This window comes from Streptomyces sp. Sge12 (genome assembly GCF_002080455.1).
Lineage (GTDB): Bacteria > Actinomycetota > Actinomycetes > Streptomycetales > Streptomycetaceae > Streptomyces.
The window spans coordinates 6,267,859-6,288,197 of the sequence record NZ_CP020555.1 but is presented as its reverse complement, the minus strand read 5'-3'; the positions used below and the strand labels follow the sequence as shown (position 1 = coordinate 6,288,197).

Annotated in this window: 20 protein-coding genes; 8 read left to right on the top strand and 12 right to left on the bottom strand. The window is 73.4% G+C overall.

The genetic code is table 11. The features are described from left to right. Window positions 1-122: 122 nt before the first annotated feature. Genes B6R96_RS28245 through B6R96_RS28235 form a run of 3 tightly spaced genes read right to left on the bottom strand, consistent with a single transcriptional unit; the run spans window position 123 to window position 2,962 of the window. Window positions 123-863, bottom strand: a complete 741-nt coding sequence (locus B6R96_RS28245) for an SseB family protein (protein ID WP_081525299.1) — start codon at window positions 861-863, stop codon at window positions 123-125. 21 nt (window positions 864-884) lie between these two features. Next, window positions 885-2,117: a type VII secretion-associated serine protease mycosin gene (gene mycP / locus B6R96_RS28240; RefSeq protein WP_081524001.1), complete on the bottom strand. Its 1,233-nt coding sequence runs from the start codon at window positions 2,115-2,117 to the stop codon at window positions 885-887. Next, entirely contained in the window at window positions 2,114-2,962 is an 849-nt protein-coding gene (locus tag B6R96_RS28235; protein ID WP_203351671.1) for a hypothetical protein, read from the bottom strand. Before B6R96_RS28235 ends, mycP begins: the two co-directional genes overlap by 4 nt. A 402-nt stretch (window positions 2,963-3,364) precedes the next feature. Here B6R96_RS28235 and B6R96_RS28230 point away from each other — a divergent pair, with 402 nt between their 5' ends. Further along, window positions 3,365-4,567, top strand: a complete 1,203-nt coding sequence (locus B6R96_RS28230) for an alanine racemase (RefSeq protein ID WP_053176326.1) — start codon at window positions 3,365-3,367, stop codon at window positions 4,565-4,567. On the opposite strand, the gene B6R96_RS28225 is transcribed toward B6R96_RS28230, so the two are convergent. The 4 genes from B6R96_RS28225 to B6R96_RS28210 form a co-directional block, all read right to left on the bottom strand. Continuing rightward, window positions 4,564-5,838: a haloacid dehalogenase-like hydrolase gene (locus B6R96_RS28225; protein ID WP_081524000.1), complete on the bottom strand. Its 1,275-nt coding sequence runs from the start codon at window positions 5,836-5,838 to the stop codon at window positions 4,564-4,566. The two genes, B6R96_RS28230 and B6R96_RS28225, sit on opposite strands and share 4 nt — an antisense overlap. A 77-nt stretch (window positions 5,839-5,915) precedes the next feature. Then, on the bottom strand, window positions 5,916-6,701 hold the full coding sequence (locus B6R96_RS28220; RefSeq protein ID WP_030389644.1) for a 3-oxoacyl-ACP reductase: 786 nt from the start codon (window positions 6,699-6,701) through the stop codon (window positions 5,916-5,918). A gap of 5 nt (window positions 6,702-6,706) precedes the next feature. Further along, on the bottom strand, window positions 6,707-8,071 hold the full coding sequence (locus B6R96_RS28215) for an aldehyde dehydrogenase family protein (protein WP_030389643.1): 1,365 nt from the start codon (window positions 8,069-8,071) through the stop codon (window positions 6,707-6,709). Window positions 8,072-8,118: 47 nt separating this feature from the next. After that, a complete protein-coding gene (locus B6R96_RS28210; protein ID WP_053703983.1) occupies window positions 8,119-9,483 on the bottom strand; it encodes a glutamine synthetase family protein in 1,365 nt (454 codons plus the stop codon). Between the two features lie 77 nt (window positions 9,484-9,560). Here B6R96_RS28210 and B6R96_RS28205 point away from each other — a divergent pair, with 77 nt between their 5' ends. From B6R96_RS28205 to B6R96_RS28190, 4 genes are all read left to right on the top strand, one after another. Further along, window positions 9,561-10,307, top strand: coding sequence for a FadR/GntR family transcriptional regulator (locus B6R96_RS28205; RefSeq protein ID WP_030389641.1), 747 nt, complete (start codon window positions 9,561-9,563; stop codon window positions 10,305-10,307). A gap of 123 nt (window positions 10,308-10,430) precedes the next feature. After that, a complete protein-coding gene (gene eat, locus B6R96_RS28200; RefSeq protein WP_030389640.1) occupies window positions 10,431-11,909 on the top strand; it encodes an ethanolamine permease in 1,479 nt (492 codons plus the stop codon). 45 nt (window positions 11,910-11,954) lie between these two features. After that, window positions 11,955-12,662: a gamma-glutamyl-gamma-aminobutyrate hydrolase family protein gene (locus B6R96_RS28195; RefSeq protein WP_081523999.1), complete on the top strand. Its 708-nt coding sequence runs from the start codon at window positions 11,955-11,957 to the stop codon at window positions 12,660-12,662. Window positions 12,663-12,736: 74 nt separating this feature from the next. Continuing rightward, on the top strand, window positions 12,737-13,531 hold the full coding sequence (locus tag B6R96_RS28190) for a hypothetical protein (protein WP_081523998.1): 795 nt from the start codon (window positions 12,737-12,739) through the stop codon (window positions 13,529-13,531). Between the two features lie 36 nt (window positions 13,532-13,567). On the opposite strand, the gene B6R96_RS28185 is transcribed toward B6R96_RS28190, so the two are convergent. Next, window positions 13,568-13,924 carry a hypothetical protein gene (locus tag B6R96_RS28185; protein WP_081523997.1) on the bottom strand — a complete coding sequence of 119 codons (357 nt, stop codon included), beginning with the start codon at window positions 13,922-13,924 and terminating at the stop codon, window positions 13,568-13,570. Between the two features lie 151 nt (window positions 13,925-14,075). Next, window positions 14,076-14,999 (bottom strand): LysR family transcriptional regulator, encoded by a 924-nt coding sequence (locus B6R96_RS28180; RefSeq protein WP_053176315.1) that lies wholly within the window; start codon window positions 14,997-14,999, stop codon window positions 14,076-14,078. A 70-nt stretch (window positions 15,000-15,069) separates the two neighbouring features. Here B6R96_RS28180 and B6R96_RS28175 point away from each other — a divergent pair, with 70 nt between their 5' ends. Further along, entirely contained in the window at window positions 15,070-16,188 is a 1,119-nt protein-coding gene (locus B6R96_RS28175) for a TDT family transporter (protein WP_081523996.1), read from the top strand. Between the two features lie 54 nt (window positions 16,189-16,242). On the opposite strand, the gene B6R96_RS28170 is transcribed toward B6R96_RS28175, so the two are convergent. From B6R96_RS28170 to B6R96_RS28160, 3 genes are read right to left on the bottom strand one after another with little or no spacing between them, the layout of a single operon-like run. Beyond that, window positions 16,243-16,845 (bottom strand): signal protein, encoded by a 603-nt coding sequence (locus tag B6R96_RS28170; protein ID WP_159395572.1) that lies wholly within the window; start codon window positions 16,843-16,845, stop codon window positions 16,243-16,245. An 18-nt stretch (window positions 16,846-16,863) separates the two neighbouring features. Further along, window positions 16,864-17,592 carry a helical backbone metal receptor gene (locus B6R96_RS28165; RefSeq protein WP_081523995.1) on the bottom strand — a complete coding sequence of 243 codons (729 nt, stop codon included), beginning with the start codon at window positions 17,590-17,592 and terminating at the stop codon, window positions 16,864-16,866. Beyond that, window positions 17,589-18,275 carry a helix-turn-helix domain-containing protein gene (locus B6R96_RS28160; RefSeq protein WP_335755553.1) on the bottom strand — a complete coding sequence of 229 codons (687 nt, stop codon included), beginning with the start codon at window positions 18,273-18,275 and terminating at the stop codon, window positions 17,589-17,591. Before B6R96_RS28160 ends, B6R96_RS28165 begins: the two co-directional genes overlap by 4 nt. Window positions 18,276-18,473: 198 nt before the next feature. Here B6R96_RS28160 and B6R96_RS28155 point away from each other — a divergent pair, with 198 nt between their 5' ends. Next, entirely contained in the window at window positions 18,474-19,379 is a 906-nt protein-coding gene (locus tag B6R96_RS28155) for a 5'-3' exonuclease (RefSeq protein WP_081523994.1), read from the top strand. 48 nt (window positions 19,380-19,427) lie between these two features. Next, window positions 19,428-20,267: a siderophore-interacting protein gene (locus tag B6R96_RS28150; RefSeq protein WP_081523993.1), complete on the top strand. Its 840-nt coding sequence runs from the start codon at window positions 19,428-19,430 to the stop codon at window positions 20,265-20,267. The last annotated feature ends 72 nt before the right edge of the window (window positions 20,268-20,339 follow it).

The window sequence follows — 20,339 nt, the reverse complement described above, 5'->3', positions numbered from 1 at the left end:
GCCGCCCCGCCCCCGGCGGGCATGAACCACGACGATGGCCGGTGCACCCCGCGAGGGGTGCACCGGCCATCGTCGTGTCCGGCCTCCGGCAGTCGGCCCGGCGCCGGCGCGGGGCCTCCCGGTCAGCGGGCGAACAGGGCCCCGCCGGGCGGGGCAGGGGCGTCCGACGGCAGCAGCGCCAAGTCCAGTCCGCGCACCAGCCGGGCCCGCAGAGTGGGGTCCGCCGCGAGCGCCTCGGCGACGCGACGGGCCGCCGCGGCGGCCTGCGCACCGTCGGCCAGCACGATCGCCAGGGTGCCGTCGCAGTCCGCGCCGCCCGGGCCGAGGTGGGCGCGCAGCACGGCCGGCTCGGCGGCGACGGCGGCCCGTACGGCCTCCCGTACGGCGGGATCCGCCAGCGGGCCCGCGTCGGTACGGCCCTCGGCGAGCGCGAGCAGCGCGGAGCCGGTGAGCTGGTAGGTGACGGGGCCGGCCAGGTCCAGGACCAGGGTGTCGGCCTTCTCGTGCGCGGCGGCGGCCAGCGCCTGGTGCAGCGGGACGGCCACCGGCCGGGCCGCGGGGTCCCAGAGCGCGAGCGAGGCGATCGAGGTGAAGGCGGGCAGTGCCCGCCGGTCGCCCGCCCGCAGGGTCGGGACGGCCATGTCGCTGGTCTTCTCGCGCTTGAGGCCGGTCTCCGGGTCGGTCTCCACCTCACCGAGGACGGCGACCACCGGGACCAGCAGGCGGGCGCCCTTGAGCGCGGCCAGCACCTCCGGCTCCTTCACCCGGTCCTCGGACCAGGCGGCCAGGGCCGCGGTCAGCCGGGGATCGGCGGAGCCGTCGTCGTCGGAGAAGCCCGGGTCGGGAATGTTCTTGTTCGCCATGTTCGCCACAGTTACCCGACCCTACTGCGTCGGGTACCGCGGTTCCGCGAGGGGCCGGTCCCGGCCGCGGCCGCCCCGCCGAGGGCGCCGCGCCAGTACGGCGGCCAGGACGAGCAGGACCGCCCCCGCGACGGCGGCCGCCGGGGCCCCGAGCCGGGCTCCGCGCTCGGCCGGGCGGACCGGTTCGGGGCCGGGGCCGAAGTACGTGCTCCCGGCCGCCGCGGGCGCGGGGACCAGCGCCTCGGGGCGCATCGCGTCGGCGGCCTGGAGGGCGGCGACGGGATCGACCAGTCCGTGCCCGCGGGCGTCGTCGCGGCCACCGGCCGGGGAGTTGCTGGCGGTGCCCTCCAGCAGCTTCTTCACCTGGGCCGGGGACAGGTCCGGGTGCGCGGCCCGGACGAGGGCGACGGCGCCGGAGACGAAGGCCGCCGCAGCGCTCGTGCCCCAGCCCTCGTAGTACGAGCGGTCGGGGTCGGCGATCACGACGTCCACGCCGGGGGCGCTGACCGTCGCGTACCAGTTGCGGGTGGAGAACTTGGCCTTCTTGCCGCGCCGGTCGACGGCGGTGACGGCGATGACCCCCGGATAGGCGGCCGGGTAGGAGACGCGGTCGCCCGCCTCGCCGCCGTTGCCCGCGGAGGCGACGACGACCACGCCCTTGGCGAGGGCGTACTGGACGGCCTCGTCCTCGCCGGCCTCGTGGTGGGCGGAGTCGCTGTCGTCGCCGAGGGACATGTTGATCACGTCGGCGCCGTGGTCCGCGGCCCACCGGATGCCCTCGGCGAGGGCGCCGCCCTTGCTGTCGCGGGCCTTGGCACGGCCCGGGTCGCCCTCTTCGAGGATCACCCGGACCGGCAGGATCCGTGCCTGCGGCGCGACGCCGAGAACGCCCTGGCCGCGGCTGGGGCCGTGGCCGTGCCCGGCGATGATGCTGGCCATCGCGGTGCCGTGGCGGGCCCAGGCGCGGTCGCCGGGGCCGGCGCCCATGCCGATGAGGTCGGTGCCCGCGAGGACCTGCCCCGTGAGGTCCGGGTGGGACTCGTCGACGCCGGTGTCGAGGACGGCGACGGTCACCCCGTCGCCCCGGGTGGTGCCCCAGGCCTCCTCGGCGCGCAGTGCGAGCAGGCCCCACTGGCGGTCGCGGATGTTGTCGGCGGCGGCGGGGGTCGCGGTGGCGGACACGAGGAGGGTCACTGCGGCGAGGAACGCGGCGGCCGCCCGGCCGGCTGCGCGCCCGAACGCCCGGGGGATCATCGGGTGGGCTCCGGGGTGCGTGCGGTGGGTGCGGCGGGGGTGGAAGGTGCGGCGGGGGCGGGGGTTGCGGGGGTGGCCGGTGGGGCCGCGAGGAAGGACACGCCGTGGCCGATGCGGTCGGCGACCGCCCGTGCCTCGTGGCCGAGGCCGGCCCGGGCGGCGGGGCCCGTGGCCTCCTTCTTCATCAACTCCTCGGCGGGGTGGGGCCCGTCACCGGGGCGCCCGTCCGCGAAGGCGGAGACGGAGTAGACGACGACGGGGGCCTCGGCGGGTACGGACACGGCCCAGGCGGCGCGTTGGGCATCGGTGAACCCGTACGCGGGCGGGGCCGGGATCCGGCCCTTGAGGGAGGTCATCGTGCGGGCATCGGCGGGGGTGAAGACCATGCCGACGGTGATCAGCGAGCTGCGGGTGGCGTCGGTGTAGGTGGCGCGGAGCACGCGGGTGCAGCCGGTGGTGGCCAGCAGGTTCTGCCAGTCGGCCGCGAGGGCGGCTGGGCACTCGGCGTCGGGGGCGAGCGCGATGCGGGTCCAGGTGCGGTTGGCTCCGCCGGGGCCGGCGGAGGGGCCGGTCAGGACGGGCGGGAGGAGGCTGTCGACGGGCGCGGCACGCCACAGCGACGCGGCCTTGCGGTAGGCGGCGTCGGGCGGGAGGGGGCGGCTCGCGGCGCGGTGGTCGGCCCAGGTGGTGAGGGCGGCTCCGCCGACGAGGCCGCCGCCGAGGAGGACGCAGAGCGCGGTCGCGACGACCCGGGCGGGGTGGCGGCGGGTGGGCGCGTGCGGGTGGGTGGGGTGCGGCGGTTCGGGCTCGCCCGGGATCGCGGTCCGCGGTGTCGTCGTGGTCATCCGGCGGCTCCGCCCCCCGTTCCGTACGGCTGCCTGCCCGTACTCTACGGCGTCGGCGGAGCGGGGTGGGTGCCGGTGCCGGTGCCGGGGGTCGGTGCCGGGGGTGGGGGGAGGTGCCGTCCGGGACTGCATGATTTATGGCGCCCTGGCCGCGTCGGCCTGTGCGACCGGCTACCGCGCCAACAAATCACGTTTTACGTCCCGGCCAGCACCTCCCCCCACCCCCGTCCCCTCGCGCCGCGCCAATGCCAGCCTCGCCGCCCCAATCCCCGCCTCGCCGCCCCAATCCAGCCTCGCCGGCGATTGAGGCGCGGGGTGTGGGGCGGAGCCCCGCGCCTGCCGCCGGCCGCGGTCGGTGCGCGGCACTACCCACCGGTAGAGACCTCTGGCAAGCTGCCGCCCATGAACTCCGCCGCCACCGACCGCGCCCGGTACGACCGGGCGACCGCGCACCTGGACGCGCCGCTGGCCATCGTGGATCTCGACGCCTTCGACGCCAACGCCGACGATCTCGTCCGCCGCGCCGCCGGCAAGCCGGTCCGGGTCGCGAGCAAGTCGGTCCGGTGCCGTGCGCTGCTGGAACGGGTGCTCGCCCGGCCCGGGTTCGCCGGGATCATGTCGTACACGCTGGCCGAGTCGCTCTGGCTGGCCCGGTCCGGGTTCGAGGACGTGCTCCTCGCCTATCCGTCCGCCGACCGCGCCGGCTTCGGCGAGCTGGCGGGCGACGCCAAGCTGGCCGGCGCCGTCACGGTGATGGTGGACGACCTCGCGCAGCTGGAGTTGATCGACGCGGCCCGGGACGGCGGCGCCGAGGAGATCCGGGTGTGCCTGGAGCTGGACACGGCGCTGCAACTGCTCGGCGGCCGGGTGCGGATCGGCGCCCGCCGGTCCCCGCTGCGCGAGCCCGGGCAGCTGGCCGGGCTGGCTGCGGCGGTGGCCGCGCGGCCAGGGTTCCGGGTCGTCGGGCTGATGGCGTACGAGGGCCATGTCGCCGGGGTCGGGGACGCGCTGGCCGGTCGGCCGCTGCGGTCCCGGGCGATCCGGCTGATGCAGGGGGCGGCCCGCAGGGAGCTGGCGGCGCGGCGGGCCGAGGTGGTGCGGGCCGTGCGGGCGGTCGTACCGGACCTGGAGTTCGTCAACGGCGGCGGGACCGGCAGCGTGCAGCAGACGGCCGCCGAGGACGCGGTGACCGAGATCGCCGCGGGTTCGGGCCTGTACGTGCCCCGGCTCTTCGACAACTACACGTCGTTCAGCGGGCGTCCGGCGGCCCTGTTCGCGCAGCCGGTGGTGCGCAGGCCCGGGGTGGGGGTGGTGACGGTGCTCGGCGGCGGCTATCCGGCGTCGGGTGCGGCCGGGCCGGACCGGCTGCCGGTTCCGTACCTGCCCCAGGGGCTGCGCTACGACCCCCAGGAGGGTGCGGGCGAGGTGCAGACCCCGCTGCTGGGGAGCCCGGCCGACGATCTGCTGATCGGCGACCGGGTCTGGTTCCGCCATGCGAAGGCGGGCGAGCTGTGCGAGCGGTTCGACACCCTGCACCTGGTCGAGGGCGATCGGGTCGCCGACAGTGTGCCGACCTACCGGGGTGAGGGGCGCACCTTCCTCTAGTACACGGAGTCCGTCTGGTCGGGGACGACGCTCCGGTCGCCCCGCAGGACCGGCCCCTTGGTGCCGTCGTGGTCGACGTAGCCGGACGTCGCGCAGGGGTAGGGGTCGCTCTTGCGCTTCTTCGGCTCGATGAACATGGGGTTGACGATCCAGCGGCCGTCGCTGTTGTCGTAGGCCCGGCACATCAGCTCGTTCTTGTTGCGGTTGACGACGAGCCGCAGGGCGGTGGCGTCGCGCAGGAAGGAGATGTCGGTGTCGGAGTCGCCTGCGGCGAAGACCTGGCGGCGGCCTGCGGGCTGGACCTTCTCGGCGGCGGCGCCCCGGACGCCGAAGACCTCCTTGTTGATCCAGCAGCGCTTGCCGTCGATGTAGGTGATCATCGTGTCGGCGCCGTCCCGGACGGATCCGCAGCCCTGGAGGTGGGGGGTGAACTTCCCGCCGCGGGTGGTGGTGTTGCGTATGCCGATGACGTGGTCGGCCTTGATGCCGACGCCCTGGGCCCAGACCTCGACGACCGGTTGCGGGGAGGCGGAGCTGATCCATACGTCGAAGCCGGCCTTCTGGAGGCCCTTGATCAGGTCCTTCTGCTGGTCGTAGTAGCGGACCCAGCCGGTGGCGGTGCCGGTGCCGACCTGCTGCACGGCGCCGACGGGTGCGGCGAGGTTCTCGGTGCGGGCGGCGGCGGCGAAGCCGCGGACCTCGCGGGCGGTCCAGCCCTGCATCAGCTGGGGCAGCCAGGCGTACGAGGGTTCGGTGGTGCGGCGGTCCCAGCCGGCGAAGGCGGCGGCGCCGGTGCGGGTCGCGGCGGTGCCGTAGACGGTGTTGATCTCGTCGGCGCAGGCGGCTCCGGCGGGGGTGCCGGTGGGCAGCGGGGCGCCGGGGCGGGCGAGGGGGCCGCAGGCCCGGGCGAGGGCGCCGGTGGCGGCGGGGGTGAGGAAGCGGCTGGTGGTGGACCAGTCGCCGGCGGCGGGCTGGCGGATGCGGCCGCTCCGCAGCAGCCAGAACATGGTGGCGTCGCCGACGTCGTTCTTGACGACGGTGTTGTCCCAGTCGAAGACGGCGACGGGCTTGGTGCGGCCGGACCGGTGGGGGTTGCAGCTGCCGTAGCGGTCGATGAGCTGCTGGAGGCGGGCCTGGTTGTCCCCGTACCAGCCGGAGCCGATGGTGACCGGGGCACAGGGTGTGTGCGCGGCCTGGGCCGGCGGGGCCAGTACGAGGCCGGATGCGGTGGCCGCCAGGAGGGCGAGGGGGGCCGCCCACTTTCTCTGCATGCTGCTCCTTCGGGGCAAGGGAGCGGCCGGGCACCTTGCGGCGCCCGGCCGGCCGGGGTGCGGTGGTGGGGTGGGGCCTACAGCGGGGTCACGTACGCGCCGGAGATCCCGCCGTCGACGAGGAAGTCGGTGGCGTTGATGAAGGAGGAGTCGTCGCTGGCGAGGAAGGCGACGGCGGCCGCGATCTCGGTGGGCTCGGCGAAGCGGCCCAGCGGGATGTGGACGAGGCGGCGGGCGGCGCGCTCGGGGTCCTTGGCGAACAGCTCCTGCAGCAGCGGGGTGTTGACGGGCCCCGGGCACAGGGCGTTGACGCGGATGCCCTCGCGGGCGAACTGCACGCCGAGCTCGCGGGACATGGCGAGGACGCCGCCCTTGGAGGCCGTGTAGGAGATCTGGGAGGTGGCGGCGCCCATGATGGCGACGAAGGAGGCGGTGTTGATGATGGAGCCTCGGCCCTGGCGCTGCATGTAGGGCAGGGCGGCCTTGCAGCACAGGTAGACGGAGGTGAGGTTGACGTCCTGGACGCGCTTCCAGGCCTCCAGGCCGGTGGTGAGGATGGAGTCGTCGTCCGGGGGCGAGATGCCCGCGTTGTTGAAGGCGATGTCCACGGAGCCGTAGGTGTCGAAGGCGGTCTTGAAGAGCGCCTCGACCTCCTCGGGGCTGGTGACGTCGACCTTGACGAAGGTGCCGCCGACCTCCTCGGCCGCGGCCTTGCCGGCGGTCTCGTCGATGTCGCCGCAGACGATGTGGGCGCCCTCGGAGGCGAGGCGGCGTGCGGTGGCGAGGCCGATGCCGCTGCCGGCTCCGGTGATGACGGCGGTACGGCCGACCAGGCGGCGGCAGATGATCTCTTCGTTGGACATGTGGTTCAGGCCTCCGTGCTGATGAAGACGTTCTTGGTCTCGGTGAAAGCGGTGAGGGCGTCGGGTCCGAGCTCGCGGCCGAGTCCGGACTGCTTGTAGCCGCCGAAGGGGGTCCAGTAGCGGACGCTGCTGTGCGAGTTGACGGACAGGTTGCCGGCGGCGACGGCGCGCGAGACGCGCAGTGCGCGCCCGATGTCGCGGGTCCAGAGCGAGCCGGAGAGGCCGTACTCGGTCGCGTTGGCCAGGCGTACGGCGTCCTCCTCGTCCTCGAAGGGCAGGACGACGGCGACCGGTCCGAAGACCTCCTCTGCGGCGACGGGCGCGGTGGGGGCGACGTCCGTGACGAGGGTGGGCGGGTACCAGAAGCCGGGGCCCTCGGGGGCGGTGCCGCGGATCGCGGTGAGGTCGTCGGTGACGAAGGACCGTACGCGCTCCAGCTGGGTCCGTGAGATCAGCGGGCCCATCTGCGTCTTCTCGTCGAGCGGGTCGCCCACGGTGACGGCCGCGATGCCGGGGGCGACGAGCTCCAGGAAGCGGTCGTAGACGGAGCGTTGTACGAGGATCCGGGTGCGGGCGCAGCAGTCCTGGCCGGTGTTGTCGAGGAAGGACATGGGGGCGGCTGCGGCGGCGGCTTCGAGGTCGGCGTCGGCGAAGACGATGTTGGGGCTCTTGCCGCCGAGTTCGAGGGTGACGCGCTTCACCCGGTCGGCGCACTTGGCCATGATCTGCTTGCCGACGCGGGTGGACCCGGTGAAGACGATCTTCGCGACGCCGGGGTGTTCGACGAGTGCGTCGCCGGCGACGTCGCCGCGGCCGGGGAGTACCTGGAAGAGGTGCTCGGGGATCCCGGCCTCGAGGGCGAGCTCGGCGAGGCGCAGCGCGGTGAGCGGGGTGGTCTCGGCGGGCTTGAGGATGACGGCGTTGCCGGCGGCGAGGGCCGGGGCCAGGCCCCAGGCGGCGATCGGCATGGGGAAGTTCCAGGGGGCGATCACGCCGATGACGCCGAGGGGTTCGAGGAAGGTGACGTCGATGCCGCCGGCGACGGGGATCTGGCGGCCGGAGAGCCGTTCCACTCCCCCGGCGGCGAAGTCGAGGAGGTCGCGTACGTTGCCGGCTTCCCAGCGGGCGTTGCCGATGGTGTGGCCGGCCTCGTCGACCTCCAGTCGGGCCAGTTCCTCGAGGTGGCCGTCGACGACCGCGGCGAAGCGGCGCAGAAGGCGGGCCCGGTCGGCGGGGGCGGCCGCCGCCCAGGCGCGCTGGGCCGCGGCGGCCCGGGCGACGGCGGCGTCGACGTCGTCCCGTGTGGCGGCCGGGACGACGGCGACGGTTTCCTCGGTGGCCGGATTCAACACTTCCAGCGCATCGGACACGTGGTGCCTCTCAGATTCGTTCGGTGGCGCGCGGGGGCGTGCGGGGGCTACAGGCGTTCGAAGGAGCGGCGCAGCTCCCAGTCGGTGACCGCGGAGTCGTACGCGTCGAGTTCCACGCGGGCCATGTTCCGGTAGTGCGCGACCACTTCGGGGCCGAAGGCGGCCTTGGCGATCTCGCTGTTCTCCCAGAGCTCGGCGGCCTCGCGCAGGGTGGCGGGGACGTGGGCGTATTCGGCGGTGTAGGCGTTCCCGCCGCAGGCCTCGGGGAGTTCCAGGCGGTTCTCGATGCCGTAGAGCCCGGCGGCGACGAGGCCGGAGACGGCGAGGTACGGGTTGACGTCGCCGCCGGGGAGGCGGTTCTCGAAGCGCATGGAGCGGCCGTGGCCGACGACCCGCAGGGCGCAGGTCCGGTTGTCCACGCCCCAGGCGACGGCGGTCGGGGCGAAGGATCCCGGCCGGAAACGCTTGTACGAATTGATGTTGGGGGCGTAGAGAAGGGAGAAGTCGCGCAGCGCGGCCAGCTGACCGGCCAGGAAGTGTCGCATCACCGGTGACATTCCGCCCGGCCCGTCACCGGCCATCGCGTTGCGTCCGTCCGCGTCGGCCAGCGAGAGGTGAATGTGACAGGAGTTGCCCTCGCGCTCGTCGAACTTGGCCATGAAGGTGAGCGAGACGCCTTCCTGGGAGGCGATCTCCTTGGCTCCGGTCTTGTAGACGGAGTGCTGGTCGCAGGTGGTGAGCGCCTCGTCGTAGCGGAAGGCGATCTCGTGCTGGCCGAGGTTGCACTCCCCCTTGGCCGACTCGACGATCAGGCCCGCGGCCTGCATCTCGTTGCGGATCCGGCGCAGCAGGGGTTCGATGCGGCCGGTCCCGAGGACGGAGTAGTCGATGTTGTACTGGTTGGCGGGGGTCAGGCCGCGGTAGCCGGAGTTCCAGGCCTGCTCGTAGGTGTCCTGGAAGACCATGAACTCCAGCTCGGTGCCGACCATCGCGGTGTACCCGGCCTCGGCGAGGCGCTCCAGCTGGCGGCGCAGGATCTGCCGGGGTGCGGCGACCACGGGCGAGCCGTCGTTCCAGGCGAGGTCGGCGAGGAGGAAGGCGCTGCCGGGGTTCCAGGGGATCCGGCGCAGGGTGGCGAGGTCGGGGTGCATGGCGAAGTCGCCGTAGCCCCGGTCCCAGGAGGACATCTCGTAGCCGTCGACGGTGTTCATGTCGGTATCGACGGCGAGGAGGTAGTTGCAGCCCTCGGTACCGTGCTCGAGGACCTCGTCGAGGAAGAACTGTGCGGCGAACCGCTTGCCCTGGAGCCGCCCCTGCATGTCGGGGAAGGCCAGGACCACTGTGTCGATCTCACCACTGGCGACGAGGGAGCGGAGCTCCTCGGGCGCGAGCGGCGGCTTGCGGTCTACCACTGGAATCTCTCCTTCGGTGAGCCGAGGAGCCCTAAGGTATTGAATAGAACCATTGCTTGGGAAGGGGAGGAGCCGAGATGACCGATACGGCGAGTGAAGGCGACGCCATCGCGCGTCTGAATCCCGTGCTGCGCCAGGTACGGGCGGGCAACGGTTTCGAGGAAGCGCTGGAGCAGATCCTCCAGGTGGTCCGGCTGGGTCTGGTGCCGGGCGGCGAGCGCCTTCCGCCGGAGCGGGAGCTGGCGGAACGGATGGGGATCAGCCGGGTCACCCTGCGCGAGGTGCTGAAGGTGCTCCAGGACCAGGGCCTGGTGGAGGCCCGCCGCGGGCGGTACGGCGGAACGTTTGTGCTGCCCCGGCCCGACACCCCGGCGGGCGGCGCCGAGGAGGAGCTGCGCCGGCGCGTCGCGGGCGTGGACATCGAGGACGCCCTGCGGTTCCGCGAGGTGCTGGAGGTGGGGGCGGCCGGACTGTGCGCCTCCCACGGGCTGACCGGGGAGGGCTCCGAGCGACTGCTCGCCGCCCTGGCCGCCACCCACGACGCCCCGCTGGCCGACTACCGCCGCCAGGACACCCTCTTCCACCTCACCCTGTGCGAGCTGGCCGGATCCGCCACCCTGACGGCCCAGTACGCGGCCGTCCGGGCCACCGTGAACGACCTGCTGGACTGCATCCCGCTGCTCGTGCGGAACCTGGAGCACTCCCAGCAGCAGCACAGCACCCTGGTGGCGGCGGTGCTGGACGGCGACGCGGCCGGGGCGCGCGAGACCATGCGCGAGCACTGCTGCGGCACGGCGGCACTGCTCCGCGGCTTCCTGGCCTGAGCGGCTCCGGGGGGGCGGCCGGGAGGATTTCGTAACTTCTGTTTAACGCAGAGGTCTTGCGCACTCCAGTCCACTAAGGCAAAGGTACGCCCCACAACCATTGCCCTGAGGCAGGAGCGCACGATGGCCGACGACATCGAGGCACGGCTCACCGCCGTACCCGCACCCACCAAGTCCCCCGACGGCGGGGACGGCCCCGACGAATACCTCGCGCGCCGGACGCTGCGCCGCGGCAGCGCCGGCTGGCTGCTCCTCACCGGACTCGGCGTGGCCTACGTCGTCTCCGGGGACTTCTCCGGCTGGAACGTCGGCCTCGACAAGGGCGGCTTCGGCGGTCTCGCGATCGCCACCGTCCTGATGGGCGCGATGTACGCCTGTCTGGTCTTCTCGCTCGCCGAGCTGTCCACCATCCTGCCGACGGCCGGCGGCGGCTACGGCTTCGCCCGCCGCGCGCTCGGCCCCTGGGGCGGCTTCCTCACCGGCACCGCCATCCTCATCGAATACATCCTGGCCCCGGCCGCGATCGTCATCTTCATCGGCGACTACGTCGAGTCCCTCGGCCTCTTCGGCCTCACCTCCAGCTGGCCGGTCTACCTCGGCTGCTTCGTCGTCTTCATCGGGGTCCACCTCTGGGGCGTCGGCGAGGCGCTGCGCTTCAGCCTCGTCGTGACCGCGATCGCCGTCGCCGCGCTGCTGATCTTCGCGGTGGGGGCCCTCACCGAGTTCGACGCGTCCGGCCTCAACAACATCCCGGTCGACGCCGACGCCTTCGGCTCGAACTCCTGGCTGCCGCTGGGCCTGCTGGGCATCTGGGCCGCGTTCCCCTTCGGAATGTGGTTCTTCCTCGGCGTCGAGGGCGTACCGCTGGCGGCCGAGGAGGCCAAGGACCCGGTCCGCTCGATGCCGAAGGCCCTCTCCATCTCCATGGGCATCCTCGCCCTGCTCGCCCTGATCACCTTCTTCGCCGCGACCGGCGCCCAGGGCGCCGACGCCGTCAAGGCCGCCGGCAACCCGCTGGTCGTGGCCCTGGAGGGGGACGGCGGTCCGACCGCCCTGAGCCGCTTCGTGAACTACGCGGGCCTGGCCGGCCTGGTCGCCTCCTTCTTCTCCCTCATCTATGCGGGATCGCGCCAGCTCTTCGCCCTCTCCCGGGCCGGCTACCTGCCCCGCTTCCTCTCGCTCACCTCGAAGCGCAAGGCCCCGTACCTGGGTCTGATCATCCCCGGCGCGATCGGCTTCGCCCTGGCCGCGGCCACCGGCGACGGGGCCCGCATGCTCAACATCGCGGTGTTCGGCGCCACCATCTCCTACGCCCTGATGGCGCTCTCGCACATCGTGCTGCGCCGCCGGGAGCCGGACCTGGAGCGTCCGTACCGCACCCCGGGCGGGATCCTGACCTCCTCGGTGGCCTTCGCACTCGCCCTGTCGGCCCTGGTCGCCACCTTCCTGGTGGACAAGGACGCCGCGTTCATCGCGCTCGCCGTGTACGCCGTCGCCCTGGCCTACTTCGCGATCTACAGTCGGCACCACCTGGTGGCCTCGGCCCCGGAGGAGGAGTTCGCGGCTCTGGCGGAAGCCGAGGCGGAACTGAGCCGTGACTGAAACCCTGTTCCCGCCCTGCCCTGCCCCCTGCTGGAGGTAACGAACGTGCCCAGGCCGCTCATCGGCATCACCACCTATGTCGAGGATTCCACCCGCTACGGGGTGTGGGACCTCCCGACATCCCTCGTACCGACCGGGTACTACGAACTCGTCCAGGCGGCGGGCGGCGCGGCCGTGCTGCTCCCGCCGGACGAACCCGCGTCGGCGGCGGAGGTGCTGAGCCGGGTGGACGGCTTGGTCGTCGCGGGCGGCCCGGACGTGGACCCGGCGCACTACGGGGCCGCGCGCGACTCCCGTACGGGTTCCCCCGCCACGGTCCGCGACCACTGGGAACTGGCCCTGATCGCGGCCGCCCTGGAGGCGGACCTGCCCGTCCTCGGCATCTGCCGGGGCATGCAGGCCCTCAACGTGGCCCTGGGCGGCACGCTCGTCCAGCACATCGACGGCCACTTCGAGACCCCCGGCGCCATGTCCTGGCATCCGGTCCGCCCGGTCCCCGGCACCCGGTACGCGGACCTGGTCCCGGAGGAGGCGCAGGTCCCGACCTACCACCACCAGGCCGTCGACCGGCTCGGCCGCGGCCTGGTCGTCTCGGCCCACGCCGTGGACGGCACGGTGGAGGCGATCGAACTGCCCGATCCGCAGCGGTGGGTGCTGGGCGTCCAGTGGCACCCGGAGCGGGACAAGGACACGCGGGTGATGTCCGCCCTGATCGAGGCGGCCTCCGTCCGCACCGCGGTACCGGTGGGCTGACCCCGGCCCCCGCGTCCCGGCGGGGGCCCGGTGCACGATTGGCCGGGCCCCCGCCGGGCGGGCACGCTGGAAGCATGCGGACCGAGCCGAAGGGCACGGCATCCGGGCCGGTGGCCGGGTTCCTGGAAAACCCGATCGTCGGAATGGCGCCGTGGATCATCTTCTCGCTGCTGGTCGGCCCGGGACGGTTCGAGCTCGCGGTCGGACTGGCGCTTCTCGCCGCCGTCGCGCTGATCGTGGTGAGCCGCCTGGTCAACCGGGGCACGTCCTGGAAGCTGCTGGAACTCGCCGACGTGGTGTTCTTCGCCTCCATGGCCGTCGTCGGACTCCTGGCGAGCGACGGCACCCGGCGCTGGCTGGAGACGTACGCCGGCGAGGTCTCCAACATCGCGCTGGCCGTCATCGCCTTCGGCTCGATGGCCGTGCGGACGCCCTTCACCCTCCAGTACGCACGCGAGCAGGTCGACCCGTCGCTCTGGCACACCCGGGGCTTCCTGCGCACCAACTACATGATCACGGGCGCGTGGGGCGTCGCGTTCCTGGTGGCGGCCGCCGCGGGTGCCTACGGGGACCTCGTCCTGCACAACCCGAACAACATCTGGACGGGCTGGATCATCCAGATCCTGGCGATCGTCGCCGCCCTGAAGTTCACCGTCTGGTACCCGGACGTCGCCCGCGCCCGCGCCGCCCGCGCGGCGGCCGGCGAGGAACCCGGGCCGACGAACTGGGCCGGGCTCCTCGTACCCCTGGCGGGCCTGCTGGTGCCGATCGGGATCGCCGTCCTGATCTTCGACAACATGTGGTGGCTGGGTGTCGCACTGATCGTCGCGGGCTCGCTCCTGACGAAGCGGCTCAGCTCGGAGAGCTGAGCCACCCCGCGCGGCTCCGGGCCCGGCAGCCGTACCTCACGCGCGTCGGGCGAAGACCACCGACCGCAGTTCGAGGCGCTCCGTGCCGTAGCCCGTGCGCGGCCGCAGCGTGAACTCCCGGCCCGTGCAGTCCGGCTCCGTGAACACGAGGGCCAGCTCGTCGGTCCGGTTCCTCGGCGAGTGGGCCGGGGAACTGGCCGAGGGGTCGGCCACCTCGGGCAGCGTGATGCACTCCCCGCTCGGCGGGTTGTCCAGTACGAGCCTCAGCGGCTGGCCGTCGAGACCGGTGACCGTGTACTGGAACTCCCCCTCCGCGGCCGAGGCCGACGTCGGGATCGTGAGCAGCAGGGTGACGGCGCCGAAGGCGGCGACGGCGGCATGGCGAAGACGCATCTGGGGTTCTCCTCGGAAAGCGACAAACGTGCAGGAGCCACCTTTCCGGCCTCGCACACCCCGGTCACCGTCCGCACCGCGCCGAATCGATCCCTCTTCCCCCGAACGGACCAGACGCCCCGCGAGCCCGGCCCGATCGGCAAGAGACCCCCTAGATCCGGCGGTGGGTCAGGGACAGCAGGTCGCGGGCCGGGCCCTGCGGGCGGGAGCCCGTCGGCCAGACCGCCCGCAGGGCCCGGTCCAGGGCCGCGCCCGCCACCGGGACCTCCACGAGCCGCCGCGCGCCCAGTTCGTCCCCGACCGCCAGCTCCGACAGTACGCACGGACCCGCCCCGCTCAGCGCCGCCGCCTTCACCGCGGTGGTCGACGCCAGTTCCAGCAGGGGTACCGCCACTCCGCCGACCGGGGCCAGCGCCGCGTCCAGGACCTGCCGCGTCCCGGAGCCCCGCTCGCGCAGGATCAGCGGGGTGGAGGCCAGTTCCGCCGCCGCCACCCCCTTGGCCCGGCGCGCCCACGGGTGGCCCGGGGCCACCGCCACCACCAGGCGGTCCTGGGCGATCACCGCCGAGTCCAGTCCCTCGGGGACGGTCAGCCCCTCCACGAAGCCGAGGTCCGCCTCGTGCGCGAGGACCCGTTCGGCGACCACCGCCGAGTTCCCGGCGTGCAGGGACACCGCAGTGTCAGGCCGCTGCCCGCGCAGGGCGATCAGCCAGCCCGGCAGCAGGTACTCCGCGATGGTCATGCTGGCGGCCACCCGCAGCCGCGAGTCCCGCCGGCCGCGCAGCGCCTGCGCCCCCGCGTCGAAGGCCTCCGCCGCCTCCACCACCCGCCGGGCCCAGTCCGTGACGAGCGCCCCCTCGGCGGTCAGCGTCGAGCCGCGCGGGGAGCGGTCCACCAGGGCCACGCCGAGCCGGGCCTCCATCGTCCGGATCCGGCTGCTCGCCGCGGGCTGGGTGATGCCCAGCCGCCGGGCCGCGCCGCTCAGGCTGCCGACCCGCGCGACCGCGAGCAGCAGCTCCAGCGCGCCCAGGTCCGGCACCCGGTGCGCCAGCGGAACCCACTCCTCATTACCCATAACAGCAGTTTATGACCTCATAGGGAGATGGCCTCTGCCGCCCCGCCCTCCCCGGCGCGAGGCTGGGTCCATGGCCACCACCCTCGTGCGACCCCGCACCCACCTCACCCCCGCGGTCCGGGCCCACAAGGCTCCCGCCCTGCGGCACCTCGGCCCCAACTGGTACGCCTGCGTCATGGGCACGGCGATCGTCGCCAACGCCGGCGCGAGCCTCCCGTACCAGCTCCCCGGCCAGCGCGTGGCCTGCCAGCTCGTCTGGGCGCTGTCCGCCGCCGTCCTCGCCGTGCTGCTCACGGCCCGCGCCGGGCACTGGCTCCACCACCGCGACCAGGCCCGCGCCCACCTCCTGGACCCGGCCGTCGCCCCGTTCTACGGGTGCCTCTCGATGGCACTGCTCGCCGTCGGCGGCGGCACCCTCATCGTCGGCAAGGACCTGATCGGGACCGGCGCCGCGGTCGCCGTGGACGCCGTGCTGTTCACCGCCGGTACCGCGATCGGCCTGGCCATGGCCGTGGCCGTGCCCTACCTGATGGTCGTACGGCACAAGGTGGAGCCGGGGCAGGCCACTCCCGTCTGGCTGCTCCCGCTGGTCGCGCCCATGGTCTCCGCCGCACTGGGACCGCTGCTGATACCCCACCTGCCCGCCGGTCAGCCCCGCGAGACCCTGCTGCTGGCCTGCTACGCCATGTTCGGCATCAGCCTGCTCGCGACCCTGCTGATGCTCCCCCTGATCCTCGGGCGGCTGATCGTGCGCGGTCCCCTCCCCCTGGCCCTGACCCCCACCCTGTTCCTGGTCCTCGGCCCCCTCGGCCAGTCGACCACCGCCGTCAACCAGCTCGCCGATGTCGCCCCCCAGTCGATCGACGGCGCGTACGCGGGCGCCCTGGGGGCTTTCGCCGTGGTCTACGGGGTCCCCGTAATGGGCTTCGCCCTGCTGTGGCTGGCTCTGGCCGTAGCCATGCTGGTCCGGGCGGCCCGGGGCGGCATGGGCTTCGCGATGACCTGGTGGGCCCTGACCTTCCCCGTCGGCACCTGCGTCACGGGCGCCGCCGGCCTGGCCCACCACACCGGCCTGACCGTCTTCGCCTGGCTCGCCGCCGCCCTCTTCCTCGGCCTGCTGACCGCCTGGCTCCTGGCCGCGACCCACACCCTCCGCGGCCTGTTCACGGGCGCGCTGCTGCCCCGCTAGGCCGCGTCTTTCGGATCTTGCCGGGCCAGCGACGCCCGACAAGAAGGAGACGGCCTAGCCGACCTGGAGGTCGTAGGCGACCGATACGGAGACGGATCCGGCCGAGCCCTCGATGGTCAGGGGGCCCGTGTCCCAGACGGGCCCCAGCCGCACCCAGAGCCCGCAGCCGTGCGTGGTCACCGTCCCTGCCTTCCCTGTCACCGGATTGCCCTCGACCCCCTCGATCCGGATCGGGGTGGGCTCGATCCGCTCCACCGCCACGTCGCTCCGCCCCCATACGACGGTGCCCTGTGCCTCGGCCAGTCGCGCCGCGCACTCGGCCTTCGTACCGGTGAAGTTGAGCACCGGGAAAGCCACCGGCCGCCCCTTGGGGACCGAGCACCGGCGCTCGGCCCGTCCTTTGGAGGTGCCCGCGAGGTACCAGGTGTCGGCCGGCTGGTTCCGGGCGCAGAAACTGCCGTCCGGATCGGCCACCGGGTCGGAGCCGGCCGGGCTCGACGCGGCCCAGCTCCACCAGCGGCTCTGGAGCTCGCCGGTACTGAGCTCGCCGAGGCCGGGCGGTGGGCGGCGGGGGTCGTCCTCGATCGCGGGTGCCGCGCAGGCTCCCGCCAGCAGGGCCGTGGCCGCGAGCAGAATTAATGATCTTCCTCTACGCATCCCAGGACCATACGTCGCTCAGCGCGCCGCACGCAGGGCCTTCGCCAGCATCTGCGGGGCCTCGGCCAGGGAGGGGCCGTACCAGGTCAGGTGGCGGCCGCCGACCAGGGCCGCGGGCAGGTCCGGGAAGGCCTCCGGGCCGTCCTCGGCCGTGAAGCGGTACGGCTCGTCCGGGAGCACCACCAGATCGCAGCCGGCCGCCGCCAGTTCCTCCACGGGCACCCGGGGATACCGCTCCGGGTGTCCGGCGTAGACGTTGTGCACGCCGAGCCGTGCCAGCAGGTCTCCTGCGAAGGTGTCCCGGCCCAGCACCATCCACGGACGGCGCCAGATCGGCACGAAGGCGGTGCGCACCTCGACCGGTTCCACCCGGGCCCATGCCCGCTCCGCGTCCGTCAGCCATCCCGGCCGCGCCAGCCCCAGTACGCCCACGAGCACCCGGTCCAGCTCCCGCAGGGCCTGCGGGAGGTCCCGTACCTCGGTGACCAGTACCTCGACCCCGGCCGCGCGCAGCGCTGCGAGGTCGGGGGCCCGGTTCTCCTCCTCGTTGGCGATCACCAGGTCGGGCCGGAGCGCCGCGATGCGCCGCACGTCGGGATTCTTCGTCCCGCCGATCCGCACGGCGTCCCCGAGGTCCTCGGGGTGGGTGCACCAGTCGGTGACCCCGACCAGTGCTCCGGGCGCGCTCACGGCCACCGCCTCGGTCAGCGAGGGCACCAGCGAGACGATCCGCCGCACGCCGCTCAATGTCCCGGCGACGGGGGCTCGGAGGTGGCGTGGATGTGCTCGCCGACCGCGACGACCAGGATCCGGGTGTCCTCGGTGACCGCTCGCCAGCGGTGGCGCACGCCGCCCGACAGGAAGAGCGCGTCCCCGCTCTCCAGCCGGTACGCCCGCCCCTCCGCCTCGACCTGGCAGGCGCCCTCGACGACGTACATCAGTTCGTCGTTGCGGTGCTGGTACTCGCGTCCGGCGTCCTGGTCCCCGGTGAACTCCATCGCGTGCAGCTGGTGGTGCCCGCGCACGAGGGGCCGTACGCCCGGGAGCGGGGTGAGACCGGAGGCGTCACCGGCCCGGACGAGGTTCACCGTGCGCGCGGTGTCGGAGGCGGCCAGCAGTTCGACGGCCGTGGTCTCCAGCGCGTCCGCGACCCGTTCCAGGGACCGCATGCTGGGCCGGGCCCGCTCGTTCTCTATCTGACTCAGGAAGGGCACCGACAGGCCGCTGCGCGCGGACACGGCGGCGAGCGTGAGGTGCAGCGCGCGGCGCCGCTTGCGCACGGCCACCCCCACCCGCAGCGGCTCCTTGCCGTCCTTGTCCTTGCTCTTGTCGTCCCTGTCGTTCGGCTTGCCGCTCAGGCTGTTCAGGCCGTCCACGCCGGCCGTGCTGTCCGTTCCATCGGTGCCGTCGGTGCCGTCCCTGTCGTTCATGTCGGGGCTGCCCTCCCCATGTCTGTCGCACATCGGTGTGCTGTAAGCACCTTACGCAGCAACCGCCTCCGGTTTCGCCCGCACGGCTCTTCCCGTACCGGTGCGCTCACTGTCCGTCGCGGCGTCGGGTGTCCCGGCGGCCGAGACACCCTCCGGGTGCATTGCGGCATCATCGACTCCGTGACGACACGACGCCTGATGCTCCTGGACACCGCCTCCCTCTACTACCGCGCCTACTTCGGTGTGCCGGACTCGGTCAAGGCACCCGACGGCACTCCGGTCAACGCCGTGCGCGGCCTGCTCGACTTCATCGGCCGGCTGGTCCAGGACCACCGGCCGGACGACCTGGTGGCCTGCATGGACGCCGACTGGCGGCCGCACTGGCGGGTGGAGCTGATCCCTTCGTACAAGGCCCACCGGGTCGCCGTGGAGACCGAGAGCGGACCCGATGTCGAGGAGACCCCCGACACCCTCGCCCCTCAGGTCCCGATCATCGAGGCGGCGCTGGACGCCTTCGGCATCGCCCGGGTGGGCGTCGCCGGGTACGAGGCGGACGACGTGATCGGCACGCTAACCGCCCGCGCTCGAGGACCGGTGGACATCGTCACCGGCGACCGCGACCTCTACCAGCTGGTGGACGACGCCCGGCAGCGCCGGGTCCTGTACCCGCTCAAGGGCGTGGGCACCCTCCAGGTGACGGACGAGGCGTGGTTGCGCGAGAAGTACGGGGTCGACGGTCCCGGTTACGCGGACCTGGCGCTGCTGCGCGGCGACCCGAGCGACGGCCTGCCGGGTGTCCCCGGCATCGGCGAGAAGACGGCGGCCAAACTCCTCGACGCCTATGGCGATCTGGCCGGGATCATGGCGGCGATCGACGACCCGAAGTCGAAGCTGACCCCGACCCAGCGCAAGCGGCTGGACGAGTCCCGGCCGTATCTGGCGGTGGCTCCGAAGGTGGTCCAGGTGGCCTCGGACGTCCCGCTTCCGGCATTCGATCCGGCCCTTCCGACGGCTCCGGCGCAACCGCAACTGGTGGATGCGCTAGCCCATCGGTGGGGTCTGGGGGGCGCTGTCGCTCGCCTGCGCAGCGTGCTGCGCCCATGAAGTGATAACTTAGGTAAGGCTAAGTTTCATGGAGTCAGGGGAGTCACCGTGGCAGAAGGACGCGCCCGCACCGTCGGCACCGCCGTCGTCGTACGCACCGAGCGGCTTTCGCCGCACATGGTGCGGATCGTGCTGGGCGGTGAGGGCCTCCGGGAGTTCGGCGTGGGCGATTACACCGACCATTACGTCAAGCTGCTGTTCGCGCCGGCGGGCATCACCTACCCCGCCCCGTGGGACCTCGAACAGATCCGCGCGGACTTTCCCCGGGCCCAGTGGCCGCGCCAGCGCGCGTACACGGTCCGGAGCTGGGACCCCGCGCAGCTGGAGCTGACCCTCGACTTCGTGGTCCATGGCGACGAGGGCCTCGCCGGCCCCTGGGCGGCGCGGGTCAAGCCGGGCGAGCTCGTACGCTTCCTCGGCCCGGGCGGCGCCTACGCCCCGGACCCGGCGGCCGGCTGGCACCTGCTGGTGGGCGACGAGAGCGCCCTGCCGGCGATCGCCGCCGCGATGGAGCGGATGCCGGCGGGCGCGCGGGTCCACGCCATCGTGGAGATCGACGGCCCGGACGACGAACTGAAGGTCGCCACTCCGGACGGCGTCGTACCGATCTGGCTGCACCGCGGCGACCGCCCGGTCGGCGAGGCGCTGGTGGAGGCGGTCACTTCCCTGGAGTTCCCCTCCGCGGACGTCCACGCCTTCGTCCACGGCGAGGCCGGCTTCGTGAAGGACCTCCGCCGTCACCTCCGCCTGGAGCGCGGCATCCCGCGCGAACGCCTGTCGATCTCGGGCTACTGGCGCCTGGGCGAGACGGACGAGGGCTGGCGCGCGATCAAGCGCGACTGGAACGCCTCGGTGGAGGCCGAACAGGAGCACCGCGCAGCGGCGTAAAGGTTTCAGCGCCTTCAGCCCCGCCGGCGCTGAAGGCGCTGCTTGAGCCCCGCCGGCGTGTGAGGCGCCGCT